The sequence below is a fragment of the Vibrio sp. TH_r3 genome (assembly GCF_033101115.1).
GTDB lineage: Bacteria > Pseudomonadota > Gammaproteobacteria > Enterobacterales > Vibrionaceae > Vibrio.
Genome location: NZ_JAWMPW010000029.1, coordinates 26,109 through 41,441 on the forward strand (window position 1 = coordinate 26,109; position 15,333 = coordinate 41,441).

A 15,333-nucleotide genomic window follows, 5' to 3' on the forward strand; every position below is an offset into this window, starting at 1 on the left:
ATTGAAATAGATATGTCTATATCACTAACCGATAATTTAAATAAAATAGGGTTCTGTTATGAGTTTATTGCATAAATCAGTTGCTATCGCATTAGTAGGCTTGATTCAAGCTTGTTCATCTTCACCACAACAAATTGAACAGATAACAGGATCGAGTAACCTTGTCCAACTCTCAGAGGTTGAAACACCTCTCGCTCCAACCTTTATAATGCGAGGTACGGCGATACTCGGCCACGAAACTCAAAGCTTTGTTGCTTGTGGAAGTAATCAGCAATATTGGCTAGAAGTAGACCCCAATTTACTTAATCAAGCAACGAATCTCACCTCTGACCCTTACCAACCCATCTACGCTGAATTTATCGGTCATTTAGAGAAAACATCCATTGCTGGCTTCGATAGTGATTTTGCTGCCCGTTTTATTGTTTCTGGAATCAATGTTCTTACAGTTGAAAATGTTGAACGTTGCGATCAACCTTATCGTTCAACTAAAGCATTCGGCAATGAGCCTTTTTGGTCAATTGAGTTTAGTGATGAAAAGACCCGCTATCAGCAATTAGGCGTTGATGAACGCGGATTATCATTGTCCTCAACACGATTAAATCCAACTGAACGTACTTATCATTTTGATCAAGGCCAACTAACTATTACCAAAGAATTATGCACCGATTCTATGAGCGACAGTTTATATGGTTGGACATCGTCGCTTGAAAATAACGACACAACCAAGAATGGCTGTGCGACCTTAGCCAATCAAGACGCTACGTTAAAGTGGGCTAACACGTATGTTGCTACCAGTACTTACACCTCTGGGTTCGATGTTGAGTTACAGTTAAACCCGGACCATACTGCCACCACTACCTATTCATATGCGACTGGCTTACCTACTACAGAGTCTGGATTCTGGCAAGAGCTCAACACTGATCAGGTGCAAGTGGTTATGACCCATCACCAAGGACAACGGTTAGTTGCAGAGCGATTATTTACACTCAAAGGTAATCAACTTATTGCAGAATATGAAAAGGTGACAGGAAAAGTTTATCCAATAGCCAATGGTGGATTGGTTCTGTACAAGAACACACCATAGAATGTCTAATATAAATAAAAAGCCGTGTCCAAAATGCGGCTTTCACTTCAATTGTATTTGTCAGTATTCACCCAATTTAATCAGCACAAGCCAGTTTGTACTTTTGCTGCACCCAAATGAACATTATCGTTTAACTAATACGGGCAAACTGGTGCAACAAAGCCTCTCAAGTTGCCTCAGTTTTACTTGGGATAGAGTCAATCCACCACAAGCTCTCCTTAAACTCATTGCCGACAAGCAATATAATACTGTATTGCTCTTTCCCAATAATGAAAGCCAGCCAATCAGTCAAGAAACAATCCACCATAGTGGAAAAGCTTCATTGTTTATTATCCTAGACTCTACTTGGCAGGAAGCAAAAAAAATGGTTCGTAAAAGCCCGTGGCTGCAATCTCTAGTGACAACGCATTTACTACCAGTAAATAACTCCGCCTATACTCTACGTAGAAATCAGCAAGATGGTAATTTATGTACATGTGAAACCGTCACAGAGCTACTGCATTTGCTAGGTGAAAGTGATAATGCGAAAAAATTGGATGATTTTTTTCATTTGTATCTCAACACATACAAGGCAGATAAAAACAAGCACCGTTTATAATGCCGTTGCCACACTTTTACTTTTGATAAAGAGAGTCTTTGATTCGGTTAAATGAAAAGGCCTGACTCGGATAACATACCCAAATCAGGCCTTGAAACGGCATGATAAAAATGCTTACTTTTTATAAAACAAATTATCTATCGAACCCTTTGTAGTGCTAATTAATTAGCACTAATTAGCGTTAAGGCTTGTCTAGAAACATCATTTGCTGCATGAGTCAAATCTTGTTTTTCAAGAACAATAGCTAGGTTGGCATAATCGGAAACATTCTCCCTTATCGATAATGCTTTTTCCAAATGCCCTTGAGCTTCGGTCCATTTTTCATTACGAGAAAATAGCTTGCCCAATGCACTATGAGCAGCAGCATCTTGTTCGTTTTTCTTGATCATACCTTGTAACATCACAATAGCTGGGTAGTTATCTGAAAGGTTCATCTCTGGAATAAGCTCAATAAGAGCATCATCATGATGCTTTTTCAATGACTCTAACACCAAGGTATAAGCTTCTGAATCAGCTTGTCTGGCAATTAACTGCCTAGCTAAACAGGCAACAACCTCAGCACTACGTTTCACTTTACGAGGTAAACTATTCCATAAGGAAACCGCGCCTTTACTTCCTTCCGATTGTGCTACCTCTTCTAACATTCCACAATAAGCTTGCTGACTAAGTTTGTATTGTTCTTCTGCGTCAATTAAGTTGCATTTTAACAATTTAGGTAAAATATCTTGCAGTGGTTGCCATAGTTTTAAATTGATATACGTAATTTTTAATAAATTAAGCACCAATGGATTGCTGCTATGATCAACCTGCAACCCTGTTAAAATTTCAAGCGATTGGTCAAAATTTTGCTCACGGACTTGTTGACGAGCTTTAGTCAGCTGTACGGCTAATCTAGAGTTATCTTGCTTTTCTGCTAGCTGCAAGTATTTTTCTCTTTTGTTGTTATCACCCATTTCTTGAGCCGCTTCAGATGCAATGAGATAACACAACAAGGGCATATCATGATGGTTCGCCCATCGCGTTACTTTTTTCTCGGCTGTTTGCCAATCACCTTCTAGTAATCGAATAATACCTTCGTTGGTATTGCGTCGAGCACGTTTTAGCTTTCGAACACTGAACCAATTCCAAGTGGTACTACTCATACTCATGGTCTTTTTAATTAGATATTCCAAACCAAACAGCAACGCCAATAATGCAACAATAAAGATAACCATAGTCGTAACGCTCATTTCAACCGTAGTATCTGCGATTGAAATGAGAACGTAACCTTGCTGCCCAGAAAACTGCGTACCGACAAACAACCCAATACCCAGCACCAAAAAAAGAAAGATCGCTCGAATCATTATTGTTCCTCCGCTGTCATACTGGTGACTTGGCGACGAAGGCGCTCATTGATAACATCTTTCAACGCTTTTTGTGAAACAAGTTTTATTGGGTAATTAACTTCTACATTTTGGCGCGCAAGTTGCTGTATAGATTTATTAAACTGTTTGACGGCAGGATCATCTAACTTGAAGAATTGCATCGCCCATTCATCTGCGGTTTTTAATGAATTTTCATAAATCGCTTGGTTTTCATTATAGATAGCACGAATGGCTGTTTCGATTTTACCTTTAACATTCTCTTTCAAGTAATAATGTTGCTCTGGAGCAAGCAAAGGGATCACGTTGCCTTCGCGAGTACGGAAAGTAATAAATTGCTCAGAAAAATCTTTTAACGATGTTAGTAGGTTATCTTGCCAGTCGTAGATATCTGTTGATATTTCTTTATCTTCAACAATTGGTGCATCAGGCAAAATTGCATTCGCTAATGGTAAAACATCGATTTGCTGTTGCAAACTAATGAGTCGTAATGCTAACCCATCTTTATCTATTAAGGGCACAGATTTAAGTGTGGTGATGTCTTTGGCCATTTCTTGGCGTAATGGAACTAAACTTGGATCATTTAGCACTGAAATTCGTTGATCAGCACTTTCCATTAATTTAGTTGCACTCACTACGTCCTTCTCTAAGAACAGTTTTCTACCTGCGAGTTTTACTAGATAATCGGATTCGGCTAATAACCAATCGTTTGGACGTCGGCCTTGTACATCAGTAAGTGCCACTTGTAGGCTTTTTATACTTTCGCTTTGTTGGATTAACTCTGTTTCTGCTTTGTTGTATGCCGCCGAAACTTTGCTTTCTGTCGCGGCTTCGACCGATGTAACCCGTTGCTCAAGCTGATTGTTCATATTGGCAATTTTGGCTTCCAGTTGAGCCAACTGAGACTGATGCTGGATATTTTGTTGATAAAAAGCAAAAGCACCACCACCAGCAAAAAAGAGAGAGATAATAATCGCTATCGTCCCTAACTTAACTCCACGCTTACCCTGTTTTTCTTCAAATTCAACAGGTTTAACCGTAGTTTCGTCAATATCTACTTTTTCTTTTTCCGCTTCTGGATTAACGCTAACTTTAGAATCCAAAGAACCAGAATCTGTTTTTTCCTTTTTCGGCTTATCATCAATTATCGCTTCGTCTTTTTTTTCAGGTTCTTTTTGCCCGTTATCTTTACTTGTCATGTACTTATCCTGTTGTGCATTGCTGCTGAATGACAGCGACTAAATCGGGGTTCGATGCACTTCCCGAAACCGTTATGTTACGAAATCCAAGTTGTTTTGCCAATTCTGATACTCTATTACTTGGCACAATCAGTCTTTGTCTCAAAAGCCATTCATGTTCTTCTTTAGGTATCTTATTAAAGAAGTAGCTCAATTGATCGCCACTGGTCAACACTATTTGAGTAACATTGTTGTTTTTCCAACTTTTAACACTAGAGTGTCCATCAAATAAAAGCGGTTGACGTTGGTAGACTTCACAATACTCGACATTTGCCCCCCTTTGTTCTAAGACGGTTCGGATGGTTTCCCTTCCTCCGTTCCCTCTCAATATGACTACTCTAGCATTATTAATTTGTTGAAGATGAGGTAGAATTAATAAATGCTCACTATCGCTCACTTCAGGACAGTGTACTTTCTGAGCCGTCACTTCGCTTAATTTATCCGCAGTTTTTTGACCAATCGCAAGATAACAGATCGAATCAGGCCAAAATTGCCGTTGAAATTGCAAGGTTTTATTCGCCCACTCAACCGCGGGTTTACTGACAGCAATCACAAAATTAGCCTCTTTCAGTAAGTTGGCAACATGATCACAATCCTGACCTGATGAAAAAGTAATCAATGGCTGATATATCACCGCTATGCCTATAGAGCGCAGTTCACCACATAATTGTTCACCATCAGGACTTGGTCTTGTTATCAGCACTGCCATTTTTATTCATGTTCACTATACAATTTATCAAGAATATCTTTGGCACCATCAGCAAGTAACTGATTAGCTAATTGAACACCAAGTTTTTCTGCATTATTGCGGTCACCACGAATTTCACCACGGACAATTTTACTGCCGTCAGGTTCGCCAACTAACGCTCTCAGCCATATTTGATCACCATCGAGTAATGAATAACTACCAATAGGAACCTGACATCCACCCTCTAAAGTTAAATTCATTGCACGCTCGCATAAAACACGGTCTTGTGTGTCGGTATGATTTAATGGTTTTAATAGATTTATAATACGCTCATCATCGACACGACATTCAATACCTACCGCACCTTGGCCTACAGCAGGTAAAGACTGCTCTGGCTCTATGTAAGCTCTAATTCTTTCTTCAAGTTTTAATCGTTTTAAGCCAGCGGCGGCTAACACAATCGCATCATAATTACCTGCATCCAGTTTACCGAGACGAGTCCCAACATTACCACGCAGTTCTTTGATAACGAGATCTGGGCGTGCTTCTTTTAACTGACACTGACGACGTAAACTGCAAGTTCCCACAACCGATCCCAAAGGCAATTCATCAATAGAGCCATAAGTATTAGAAACGAAAGCATCTCTTGGGTCATCTCGCTCACAAATAGTAACCAGGCCAAGCCCTTGAGGAAAATCAACTGGAACATCTTTCATGGAATGAACCGCAATATCAGCACGTCCTTCTAACATGGCTAACTCAAGCTCTTTAACAAATAACCCTTTCCCGCCAACTTTTGCCAATGGTGTATCAAGAATGATATCGCCTTTTGTCACCATGGTAATCAACTCGACCTCTAAACCTGGATGCGCAGCTTGTAGAGCGTCTCTAACATAATACGCCTGCCATAAAGCGAGAGGGCTTTTACGAGTGGCAATTCTTACGGGGGTACTATCTTTCATGAAAAATTCCGAATATTTACTTATTAATTAACAACTGTACTATCATCCTACCATCCAAAGTAAATGACATATATCGAATGTTATTAGGTCTGATAAATTGTGCTTCTTTCTCTTATTTTTGACAAAAAATATGTGATACTCATCCCAACTATGGTTACACTTAGATTCATCTTGCTTATTCTGGTGGACTTAATCTTTACCTACATGAATAACCTAAATAATGAAATCAAGCGATATCCGTTCCAAATGGCGATATCTTTACTTTTTGAGTAAAAAATGTTAGATTGATCACGTTTTGTATGTCATAAAGAATAAAAACAGAACAGAATTTATCAAATCAAGGAACTACCTTGCGGGCTTATATTCAAACCATTATCAGTAGAATTGACTATCTGAACCGGCAGCGTATCGAACGTGCGCTGGCGATTATGGATCAACAAGCCAAGCAAGTTTTCAATTTAATTCCAACGCTTCTTCATTATAATAACCCTGCTATCCCAGGCTATTACAATAAACCCGTCCCATACGGTGTTCATTCTTTAGAACAAAACGACACACAAAAACAGTTTATTAAACAAGCCGCCTCCACTCAACAAGAAGCTATTCTGCCAGGAAACGATACGCCTATTTTAGGGCTTTACACGATGGGCAGTACCTCTTCTATTGGGCAAAGTACATCAAGTGACTTAGATGTATGGGTTTGTGTCTCCCCTAAAATGAGCCACGATGAACGTTCTCATCTTAGTAATAAATGCCTACTAATTACTGAATGGGCCAAAAACCTTGGTGTAGAAGCAAATTTCTTTTTAATGGATGAAGAGCGCTTCAGGAATAATTACTCTGAGGAAATGACGGGTGAAAACTGCGGCTCCTCTCAACATTTACTCTTGCTCGATGAATTTTATCGCTCTGCTGTACGCCTAGCTGGCCAGCGGTTACTCTGGCAAATCGTTCCTCCTGAAATGGAAGAGTGTTACCAAGAATATGTCGATCAATTATGTGCCAATGGACACATTAATTGCCAGGATTGGATCGACTTCGGTGAGTTAAACCGAATCCCAGCGGAAGAGTATTTTGGTTCAAATTTGTGGCAATTGTATAAAAGCATTGATTCACCTTATAAATCCGTATTAAAAGCCATTCTTTTAGAAGCTTATTCTTGGGAATACCCCAATACTCAACTATTAAGTGTCGACAGTAAACGCCGATTTTTTGCTTACCAACCCGATTTGTACGGCATGGATTCTTATTATCTCATGCTTGACAAAGTCACCACTTATTTAGAACGCATTAACGATCACACTCGTTTAGACTTGGTGCGACGCTGCTTTTATCTTAAAACGCATGAAAAACTCTCCCGCACACCAGGCCCAGGCTCTGTTGAATGGCGTCGTGAAGCTTTAGGCAAAATGACCAAGCACTGGAACTGGAATGAAGAGGTCATTAAGCAGTTAGATAATCGCCGTAATTGGAAAGTTGAACAAGTCAAAGTGGTTCACGATGGATTGCTTGATGCGTTAATGCTAAGTTATCGAAACTTAATCCAATTTGCTCGACGAAATGACATTACTTCCGCCATAAGTCCTCAAGATATCAGTATTCTGGCCAGAAAGCTCTATGCGGCTTTTGAGGTATTACCTGGTAAAGTGACCTTGTTGAATCCTCAAATATCACCAGATTTACACGAGCCTGATCTCAGTTTTATCCAAGTTCCTCAAGGCCATAGTAATCCCGCCGGTTGGTATCTTTATAAGCAACCACTGGTCGCCCACAAACTTATAGGCTCAAAAAGTCTTGAGCATAATGAATATTTGAGCAAGTTAGTTTCATGGTCTTTTTTTAATGGCTTAATTACTGAATCAACACGATTGCATTCTGTTGTTAGAAATGCACAAATTGACATAGATAAGTTTTATCAAATGGTAAGTGATCTGCGAAATACTTTTTCTTTACGAAAACGTCGCCCTTCAATGCAGGCGTTAGGCAGCCCTTGCGAAATAAGCCAACTGGCTATGTTCATTAATTTTGAAAATGATCCGAGTAGTCAATTAAATCCTCGTTCTCTCAAAATAGATGTTAAAAACATTGATATATTTAGCTTTGGTCAAGAAGCAATAAGCTTAGTTGGCAGTATTGATTTAGTTTATCGCAACTCATGGCACGAAGTGCGTACTATGCATTTTACGGGTGATAGTTCGATTTTAACCGCACTAAAAACCATTCTAGCCAAAATGCACCAAGACGCGCTTCCACCAGAATCGGTTGATGTTTTTTGCTACAGTAAAAACTTACGAGGCATCATTAGAAATACCGTTTATCAACTTCTTGCTGAATGTATAGATATGCGTCTAAAACCAGTAGAAGAACAAACTCATCGTAAATTTAAAGCAATAAAAATTGCCAATAAGATGTTCGGTCTTTTCTTCGAAAGACGGGGAGTATCAGTCCAAAAGCTAGAAAACTCTATCGATTTTTATCGCAGCATTTCTACCAATAAACTTAAAGGTTCGCCATTAGCTTTACTTGATAAAGAAAGCGATTATCAGTTGCCGTCGGTGGTAGACAGTTATGCGAGTGAGGGATTAGTACAATTCTTTTTTGAAGACACTACTGACGGTTTTAATATTTATGTTTTAGATGAAGAAAATTCTGTTGAGGTTTACCATCAGTTCAACGGCAGCAAAGATGACACAATTAACAACATTAATCGTTTTTATACCTCAAGCCACGATTCCGTATTTACAGACAATAGTTTGATCAATTTTAATTTGCCGCAATATTATCAAATCATTCACCCGGAAGATGGCGAAAGCAACAGCTATGTAGCACCGTATCGCAACGATAACGCGATTCAATCCAAACCATCTAAAGCGGTAAATGCATAGAAATAAGTAAACACACTAAAGCGATGCTCAGTTAAATTATTTTTCTAAACAATTTAACTGAACACGATAACCGCTGTTCAAACCTGTTTTATTCCTCCCATTCAATCTCTTCGCTCGACTGTTTATTACATTCATTTTTTACAAATGAGAAAAATTCTACTCCTGTTTTCGAGCAAATCCATTTTTCATTGACGTAAGAGAAATGGAAACCACCAGATTTTGATGCTAACCAAATCTCTTTCATTGGCTCTTGCTTGTTTATAACTATTTGACTTCTATCATCAAATTCTAAATTCATAACATTGCCAACTATCTCATAATCAATGTCGGCTCCAGATTCATCGATCGCTTCTTCTAATCTGGTGAACACGGCATCGACTATTTGATGATATTCAGTATCATTCATCCTGCTCTATCCTATTGCTTTTCTTATTAGTAGTGCGATTATAGGGGGCATTGAATCAATAATCACGAATTGCATAATGAAAAAGACTATCGCACTACTTTGTTTGTTATCTACATTAGGTTTAACCGGTTGTGGAAACACTGGAGCACTCTATATTCCAGCAGACGCACCACAGAGCGACCAATCGCAATCGTAATATATTTAAGGAAACAAACCATTGGATTATTTTAATTATCAGGATGATGGCCAGCTGTGGGCTGAAGACGTCTCCTTAATCGCTTTAGAGAAACAATACGGCACCCCTCTATACGTCTATTCCCGTGCGACACTAGAAAGGCACTGGAACGCGTTTGATAAATCGGTTGGCGCACACCCTCACCTTGTTTGTTATGCGGTGAAAGCAAATGGAAACCTAGGGGTATTAAACAGCCTAGCTCGTTTAGGTTCTGGTTTTGATATTGTTTCAGGTGGTGAGTTACAACGTGTTATCGCAGCCGGTGGAGACCCATCTAAAATCGTTTTTTCTGGCGTAGGTAAGACCGTCGATGAAATGAAAAAAGCGCTTGAACTAAACATTAAATGTTTTAACGTCGAATCTGAACCAGAACTTGAAAGACTGAATGCAGTTGCCGAGTCAATGGGTGTTATTGCTCCTATCTCTTTACGCATTAACCCTGATGTCGACGCTAAAACTCACCCGTATATTTCTACAGGCTTGCGTGACAATAAGTTCGGTATCGCATTTGATCGTGCTCCAGATGTTTATCGTTTTGCAAACAGCTTACCTAATCTAAATGTACAAGGTATTGATTGCCATATCGGCTCTCAGCTTACGGATATTGATCCGTTTATCGACGCCACCGATCGTCTTTTAGCACTTATAGACCAACTTATTGCAGATGGCATCCATATAAAACACTTAGATGTGGGTGGAGGCCTAGGCGTAGTATATAAAGATGAGTTACCTCCTCAGCCTTCTGATTATGCGAAAGCTTTACTCGCTCGATTATCAAATCACTCTGATCTTGAGCTTATTTTTGAACCTGGACGAGCCATTGCAGCAAATGCAGGTATTTTGCTAACCAAAGTTGAATACCTAAAACACACTGAATTTAAAAACTTTGCCGTTGTTGATGCGGCGATGAACGACTTGATGCGACCATCACTTTATTCAGCTTGGCAAAATATTGTTCCTGTTTCGCCAAGAGATGGTGAGTCAACAACCTATGACATCGTAGGCCCTATTTGTGAAACCGGTGATTTCTTAGGTAAAGATCGTGAGCTAGTATTACAACAAGGTGATTTGTTGGCAATTCGATCTGCAGGGGCATACGGCTTCTCCATGTCATCTAACTATAATGCACGTCGACGCGCAGCTGAGGTAATGGTAGACGGACAGAAAACGCATCTGGTTCGTAAACGTGAAGAATATATCGACCTTTGGCGTGACGAACATATTTTACCGGAGTAATTAAATAACATGCATTTCCATTTTTCTAAAATGCACGGTCTAGGCAACGATTTTATGGTCGTTGATTGCATTACTCAAAATATGTTTTTTTCACCCGATCTTATCCGTCGATTAGCCGATAGAAATACAGGGGTCGGATTTGATCAACTCTTGGTTGTCGAAGCACCCTATGATCCTGAAACTGATTTCCACTATCGTATTTTTAATGCTGACGGAAGCGAAGTAGAGCAATGCGGCAACGGTGCAAGGTGTTTCGCTCGCTTTGTCCGCATGAAAGGCCTCACCAATAAATTCAGCATAGGAGTCAGTACAAAAAAAGGCAAAATGGTTCTGAATATTGAAGAAGATGACTTGGTAAAGGTCAATATGGGCGAGCCCATTTTTGAACCAAGTAAAATTCCATTCAAAGCCAAACAAGCTGAGAAAACGTATATAATACGAGTGAATGACCAGACTTTATTTTGTGGTGCTGTGAGCATGGGAAATCCACATGTTGTCACCGTGGTCGATGATATACAGACAGCTAATGTAGAGACTTTAGGCCCTTTATTAGAGTCCTATGAACGATTTCCTGAAAAAGTTAACGCTGGCTTTATGCAGGTCTTAGACAGACAAGAGGTTAATCTTCGAGTCTATGAAAGAGGTGCAGGTGAAACACAAGCGTGCGGTAGTGGCGCTTGTGGTGCGGTTGCAGTTGGGATATCGCAAGGCTTGCTAGATGAAAAAGTAAATGTTCACCTTCCGGGTGGAGATTTACTTATTGAGTGGAAAGGCCCGGGACATGTTCTATATATGACAGGCCCCGCAACACACGTGTATGACGGACAACTAACCTGTTAATTTATTGACATAAAAGTAGAGGAATTATTTTGTCATTAATTGAAAAAAATAGGGTAACGGCAGAAATTGTAGCTGAGTATCTACTCGATCACCCAGACTTTTTCAGCACACGACAAGAGTTGGTCGAAAAAATGTCGCTGCCTATTCGCCAACAAGGCGCCGTTTCATTAGTTGAAATTCAGCTACAACGTCAAAGGCAGAAAATTACCGAATTAGAAGAAGAAATCACCCAGCTAATGTCGATAGCCGCTAATAATGGACAACATTTTCATCGTTTTATGAGTCTTCAAGAAACCTTGCTTAAATGTGATACGTTAAACCAAGTTGTAGAAGCAATAAAGAGACTAGCCAACGACTTATCTCTAACGGCTTACTTCAAACTGATTAATGATGATAACGAAAAATACCAAATTAGTAGTGAAGACTGGCAACGATTTGCTATTAATCACTTCAATGGTAAAAACGTTTATCTGGGCCGGTTAAACAAAGCAGACCGTAATCTGTTATTTAAAAATAACTCATACCCTGAGCTCGGATCGTTTGTGATTTTACCTTTACAAACTGAAAAGCCATTAGGGATAATCGCTTTCTCAAGTGATGATGGCGGTCATTTTCAACCTATGATGGATACTCTGTTTTTGCGCCACTTAGCTGTCGTTGTATCTCATTTAGTCACCCTATTGAAGTGGGATAATAAACCACAATCTAGCAATGTCCTCAATCACACATCTGCCTAAATGCCTCACGGATCCTCTTTCTCAGTTCTATGAATACTTAAGAACTGAGAAAGGGCTTAGTCTGCACACCCAAAAAAATTATCAGAAACAACTAGAGATCATCGCTATTCAATTGTTTGAGCTAGGAGTAGAAAACTGGCAGCAAGTCGATGCAGCTTGGGTTCGTCAAGTTGCAAGTAAAGGGATGAGACAAGGAATCAAGTCGAGTAGCCTAGCCACTCGATTATCTTCTCTTCGGTCCTTTTTTGACTTCTTGATTTTACGCAATGAATTAACAGCCAATCCAGCAAAAGGGGTTTCGACTCCAAAACGACAAAAGCCATTGCCTAAAAATCTAGATGTAGATGAGATTGGACAATTACTTGAAGTAGATGACAGTGATCCATTATCTGTACGTGACCGAGCGATGATGGAACTCATGTATGGGACAGGTATTCGTCTCGCAGAATTAATTAATTTAGATGTAAAGCATATTAGCAACAATGATGGTGAGATCAGAGTTATTGGTAAAGGAAACAAAGAGCGGAAAGTACCGTTTTCTGGTCATGCCAAACAAAGCGTCAGTAAGTGGTTAGCTGTCAGGCCTGCTCTACTCAAAAGTGACGAACCTGCGTTATTTGTTTCAAAACTTGGCAAACGAATATCAGCAAGGAATGTACAAAAAAGAATGGAACAGTGGGGGTTAAAACAAGGAATTTCTAGCCACATAAGCCCACACAAATTAAGGCATTCATTCGCTACTCATGTACTAGAATCAAGTAGTAACCTTAGAGCGGTTCAAGAGTTGCTGGGACACGAGAACATATCAACAACACAAGTATACACACATTTAAATTTCCAGCATTTGGCTCAAGAATACGATAAGGCTCATCCTCGAGCTCATAAGAAAAAAGAGAAATAAATGCATATCTATCGAAGTTTTAATTCTATTAAAGCATTGAGTTTTGATCTTGATGACACTTTATACGATAACCACCCAGTAATAATGAAAGTAGAAAGCGAAATGGAAATGTGGTTACACTCGAACCATCCTGTTTCAAAAACACTATCACGACAGCAGTGGCATACGATAAAACTTGAACTCGCATCGTCTATTCCTAGCTTAGTGCATGATGTAACCAAGTTGAGACAAACTCAAATTGAATTTGGATTAAAGCAATTGGGATATAGTGACCTACAAGCTAAAAACGCTGCTCAAGTAGGAATAGAATACGCTCTATGGCTAAGGAATCAGGTCGATGTACCCAACGATTCTCATCTAACGTTAAAAGCTTTGGCCAAAAAATATCCCTTAGTCGCGATCACTAATGGTAATGTCAACGTTGAAAAAATAGGACTAAGCGACTATTTTGACTTTGTATTGCAAGCTGGTCCTGATGGCAGGTCAAAACCCTACTCAGATATGTTTTCCACTGCAGCCAAACAGCTTAACTTACCTAAACAGAACATATTACATATAGGCGATCACCTGATTTCAGATGTTAGTGGAGCAAAGCAAAGCGGATATACTACATGTTGGATCAATACACTTAAATCGCCACTTAATATACAAAGTAAAATTAATGTATTACCAGACATAGAAATCGAACATATCAATGAATTAACGGAGTTTCTGTAGTTTAAGTTGGATCGCATTCATTCAAATTGTGATAACTAGGCAACATAAGTCAGTCACGGAACTTTGTACCTTATCCAAAAATTAATAATAAAATGTAGGGTTTTTATTACTTTAGATAAAATTATCGTTAATATAATTAAATATATATTTCGAACCAATACATGAGTCTGTCATATGGAACCAACAGAACCGAACGATTTAGAACAACAACTTGAGCCTATTTTTCTGAAACATCCTGACTTATTCAAATTATTTCAAGATACATGTTTCGATGGTGTACTTATAAGTAGCATAGAAAAAAACAATCAGCTATGGATAAACGATTGGTTTTGGACAAATCTTGGTTACGAAACAGAACAAAATTCTGACCCAATATCCCATTTGCATAAAGTGATTCATAAAGATGATTTGCAAACATTACTGCATAACATCGAAATACATTGTAATAACCCAAGTATTCCTTTCGAGACAACAACCAGATATTCACATAAAGATGGTTCGACTGTCTGGGTAAAATGTCGCGGAATAAGTATTGCAGGCGACAATAGAAATGCCAATAAAGTACTTGTTACACAAACGGATATTACTCAATTGAAGCAAGCCGAAGCTCTCCTAATAAAGCAAAAACTACAGCTAGAAAAACTGGTTAGATACGATGAACTCACTTCTTTATACAACAGCGTTGCATTACAAGAGATATTTTCACAACACTTATTGATTGCTGCCAGAGAACATATGCCCATATCTCTCGCGATGGTTGACGTCGATAATTTCAAACAAATTAACGAGCAACTAGGGCGATTAGAAGGGAATAAAGTGTTGATGCAGATAACAGCAACACTTAAAGATGTCGCCAGAGACAGTGATATTATAGGACGATTTGATGGCGATAAGTTTATAGTTTTAATGTTCAATACCAACCATAAACAAGCCGAATTAGCATCAAACAGACTAAAAATAGGCGTACAAGAGTCAATAACTTTACCATCAAATAAAGTAACTGTGTGTGTGGGTGTCGCCACTTTCGGTGAAAAAAGTATTGCAGGTATTGACCTCACACCTGAAGAAATTTATCACCAAATGCTACAGACCGTTAATATTGCACTTACTCGAGCAAAAAATACCGGCAAAAATCAAGTCTGCGATTAAACGATAACTCTAGTATCTGTATAGAGAAGATATTGTTTAATAATATAATGTTCGATTTTCGTAAAAATTAAAGTACAAAAAAAGCCCTAGTCGTTAGACTAGGGCTTAAATAATGGCGGAGAGATAGAGATTCGAACTCTAGGACGGTCGCCCGTCGCCTGATTTCAAGTCAGGTGCTTTCGGCCACTCAGCCATCTCTCCGCAAACTGTTCTAATTAAAGTAGTTATATTTACTTCTACAAGAGATATACTTTAATTAGTTTTGTTTCTAGATTAACTAAAAACAAGAATAAAAG

15 protein-coding genes and 1 tRNA gene are annotated in these 15,333 nt (G+C 39.0%); 10 read left to right on the forward strand and 6 right to left on the reverse strand.

Translation table 11 applies throughout. The features are described from left to right. Positions 1–58 precede the first annotated feature (58 nt). The gene (locus R3X26_RS16805; protein ID WP_317718488.1) at positions 59–1,084 is read left to right on the forward strand and encodes a hypothetical protein; all 1,026 of its coding nucleotides are present in this window, start codon (positions 59–61) and stop codon (positions 1,082–1,084) included. 1 nt (position 1,085) lies between these two features. Further along, positions 1,086–1,682, forward strand: coding sequence for a tRNA-uridine aminocarboxypropyltransferase (locus R3X26_RS16810; protein WP_317718489.1), 597 nt, complete (start codon positions 1,086–1,088; stop codon positions 1,680–1,682). A gap of 161 nt (positions 1,683–1,843) precedes the next feature. On the opposite strand, the gene R3X26_RS16815 is transcribed toward R3X26_RS16810, so the two are convergent. The 4 genes from R3X26_RS16815 to hemC are packed head-to-tail and all read right to left on the reverse strand — an operon-like array spanning position 1,844 to position 5,931. After that, a complete protein-coding gene (locus R3X26_RS16815; protein WP_317718490.1) occupies positions 1,844–3,025 on the reverse strand; it encodes a heme biosynthesis protein HemY in 1,182 nt (393 codons plus the stop codon). Beyond that, a complete protein-coding gene (locus R3X26_RS16820) occupies positions 3,025–4,242 on the reverse strand; it encodes a uroporphyrinogen-III C-methyltransferase (RefSeq protein WP_317718491.1) in 1,218 nt (405 codons plus the stop codon). The genes R3X26_RS16815 and R3X26_RS16820 overlap by 1 nt, the downstream gene beginning before the upstream one ends. A gap of 4 nt (positions 4,243–4,246) precedes the next feature. Beyond that, complete coding sequence (locus tag R3X26_RS16825) at positions 4,247–4,990, reverse strand: uroporphyrinogen-III synthase (protein ID WP_317718492.1); 744 nt, start codon at positions 4,988–4,990, stop codon at positions 4,247–4,249. Positions 4,991–4,992: 2 nt separating this feature from the next. Next, entirely contained in the window at positions 4,993–5,931 is a 939-nt protein-coding gene (hemC, locus tag R3X26_RS16830; protein WP_317718493.1) for a hydroxymethylbilane synthase, read from the reverse strand. A 350-nt stretch (positions 5,932–6,281) separates the two neighbouring features. Between hemC and R3X26_RS16835 the strand changes: the two genes are divergently transcribed. Further along, positions 6,282–8,816 carry a class I adenylate cyclase gene (locus R3X26_RS16835; RefSeq protein ID WP_317718494.1) on the forward strand — a complete coding sequence of 845 codons (2,535 nt, stop codon included), beginning with the start codon at positions 6,282–6,284 and terminating at the stop codon, positions 8,814–8,816. A gap of 88 nt (positions 8,817–8,904) precedes the next feature. On the opposite strand, the gene cyaY is transcribed toward R3X26_RS16835, so the two are convergent. Further along, positions 8,905–9,222 carry an iron donor protein CyaY gene (gene cyaY, locus R3X26_RS16840; RefSeq protein WP_317718495.1) on the reverse strand — a complete coding sequence of 106 codons (318 nt, stop codon included), beginning with the start codon at positions 9,220–9,222 and terminating at the stop codon, positions 8,905–8,907. Positions 9,223–9,298: 76 nt separating this feature from the next. Here cyaY and lptM point away from each other — a divergent pair, with 76 nt between their 5' ends. From lptM to R3X26_RS16875, 7 genes are all read left to right on the forward strand, one after another. Beyond that, on the forward strand, positions 9,299–9,418 hold the full coding sequence (gene lptM, locus R3X26_RS19095) for an LPS translocon maturation chaperone LptM (protein WP_411572430.1): 120 nt from the start codon (positions 9,299–9,301) through the stop codon (positions 9,416–9,418). A gap of 21 nt (positions 9,419–9,439) precedes the next feature. Then, positions 9,440–10,693, forward strand: a complete 1,254-nt coding sequence (gene lysA, locus R3X26_RS16850) for a diaminopimelate decarboxylase (RefSeq protein ID WP_317718496.1) — start codon at positions 9,440–9,442, stop codon at positions 10,691–10,693. Between the two features lie 9 nt (positions 10,694–10,702). Continuing rightward, complete coding sequence (gene dapF, locus R3X26_RS16855; protein ID WP_317718497.1) at positions 10,703–11,533, forward strand: diaminopimelate epimerase; 831 nt, start codon at positions 10,703–10,705, stop codon at positions 11,531–11,533. A 29-nt stretch (positions 11,534–11,562) separates the two neighbouring features. Then, positions 11,563–12,270: a DUF484 family protein gene (locus R3X26_RS16860; protein ID WP_317718498.1), complete on the forward strand. Its 708-nt coding sequence runs from the start codon at positions 11,563–11,565 to the stop codon at positions 12,268–12,270. Then, complete coding sequence (gene xerC, locus R3X26_RS16865; protein WP_317718499.1) at positions 12,245–13,171, forward strand: tyrosine recombinase XerC; 927 nt, start codon at positions 12,245–12,247, stop codon at positions 13,169–13,171. The genes R3X26_RS16860 and xerC overlap by 26 nt, the downstream gene beginning before the upstream one ends. After that, positions 13,172–13,888, forward strand: coding sequence for a 5-amino-6-(5-phospho-D-ribitylamino)uracil phosphatase YigB (gene yigB / locus R3X26_RS16870; protein WP_317718500.1), 717 nt, complete (start codon positions 13,172–13,174; stop codon positions 13,886–13,888). It abuts the gene before it with no gap. Positions 13,889–14,062: 174 nt separating this feature from the next. After that, positions 14,063–15,037: a sensor domain-containing diguanylate cyclase gene (locus R3X26_RS16875; protein ID WP_317718501.1), complete on the forward strand. Its 975-nt coding sequence runs from the start codon at positions 14,063–14,065 to the stop codon at positions 15,035–15,037. Positions 15,038–15,150: 113 nt separating this feature from the next. Here the strand turns inward: R3X26_RS16875 and R3X26_RS16880 are convergent. Continuing rightward, positions 15,151–15,238 (reverse strand) — tRNA-Ser (locus tag R3X26_RS16880). Positions 15,239–15,333 lie beyond the last annotated feature (95 nt).

What these genes read in the sequence shown, in the direction of transcription:
- yigB (WP_317718500.1), top strand. Translation starts at nt 13,172, where the DNA reads ATGCATATCTATCGAAGTTTTAATTCTATTAAAGCATTGAGTTTTGAT.
- R3X26_RS16825 (WP_317718492.1), bottom strand. Translation starts at nt 4,990, where the DNA reads ATGGCAGTGCTGATAACAAGACCAAGTCCTGATGGTGAACAATTATGT.
- R3X26_RS16805 (WP_317718488.1), top strand. Translation starts at nt 59, where the DNA reads ATGAGTTTATTGCATAAATCAGTTGCTATCGCATTAGTAGGCTTGATT.
- R3X26_RS16875 (WP_317718501.1), top strand. Translation starts at nt 14,063, where the DNA reads ATGGAACCAACAGAACCGAACGATTTAGAACAACAACTTGAGCCTATT.
- R3X26_RS16815 (WP_317718490.1), bottom strand. Translation starts at nt 3,025, where the DNA reads ATGATTCGAGCGATCTTTCTTTTTTTGGTGCTGGGTATTGGGTTGTTT.
- lptM (WP_411572430.1), top strand. Translation starts at nt 9,299, where the DNA reads ATGAAAAAGACTATCGCACTACTTTGTTTGTTATCTACATTAGGTTTA.
- hemC (WP_317718493.1), bottom strand. Translation starts at nt 5,931, where the DNA reads ATGAAAGATAGTACCCCCGTAAGAATTGCCACTCGTAAAAGCCCTCTC.
- xerC (WP_317718499.1), top strand. Translation starts at nt 12,245, where the DNA reads ATGTCCTCAATCACACATCTGCCTAAATGCCTCACGGATCCTCTTTCT.
- R3X26_RS16820 (WP_317718491.1), bottom strand. Translation starts at nt 4,242, where the DNA reads ATGACAAGTAAAGATAACGGGCAAAAAGAACCTGAAAAAAAAGACGAA.
- R3X26_RS16810 (WP_317718489.1), top strand. Translation starts at nt 1,086, where the DNA reads ATGTCTAATATAAATAAAAAGCCGTGTCCAAAATGCGGCTTTCACTTC.
- dapF (WP_317718497.1), top strand. Translation starts at nt 10,703, where the DNA reads ATGCATTTCCATTTTTCTAAAATGCACGGTCTAGGCAACGATTTTATG.
- cyaY (WP_317718495.1), bottom strand. Translation starts at nt 9,222, where the DNA reads ATGAATGATACTGAATATCATCAAATAGTCGATGCCGTGTTCACCAGA.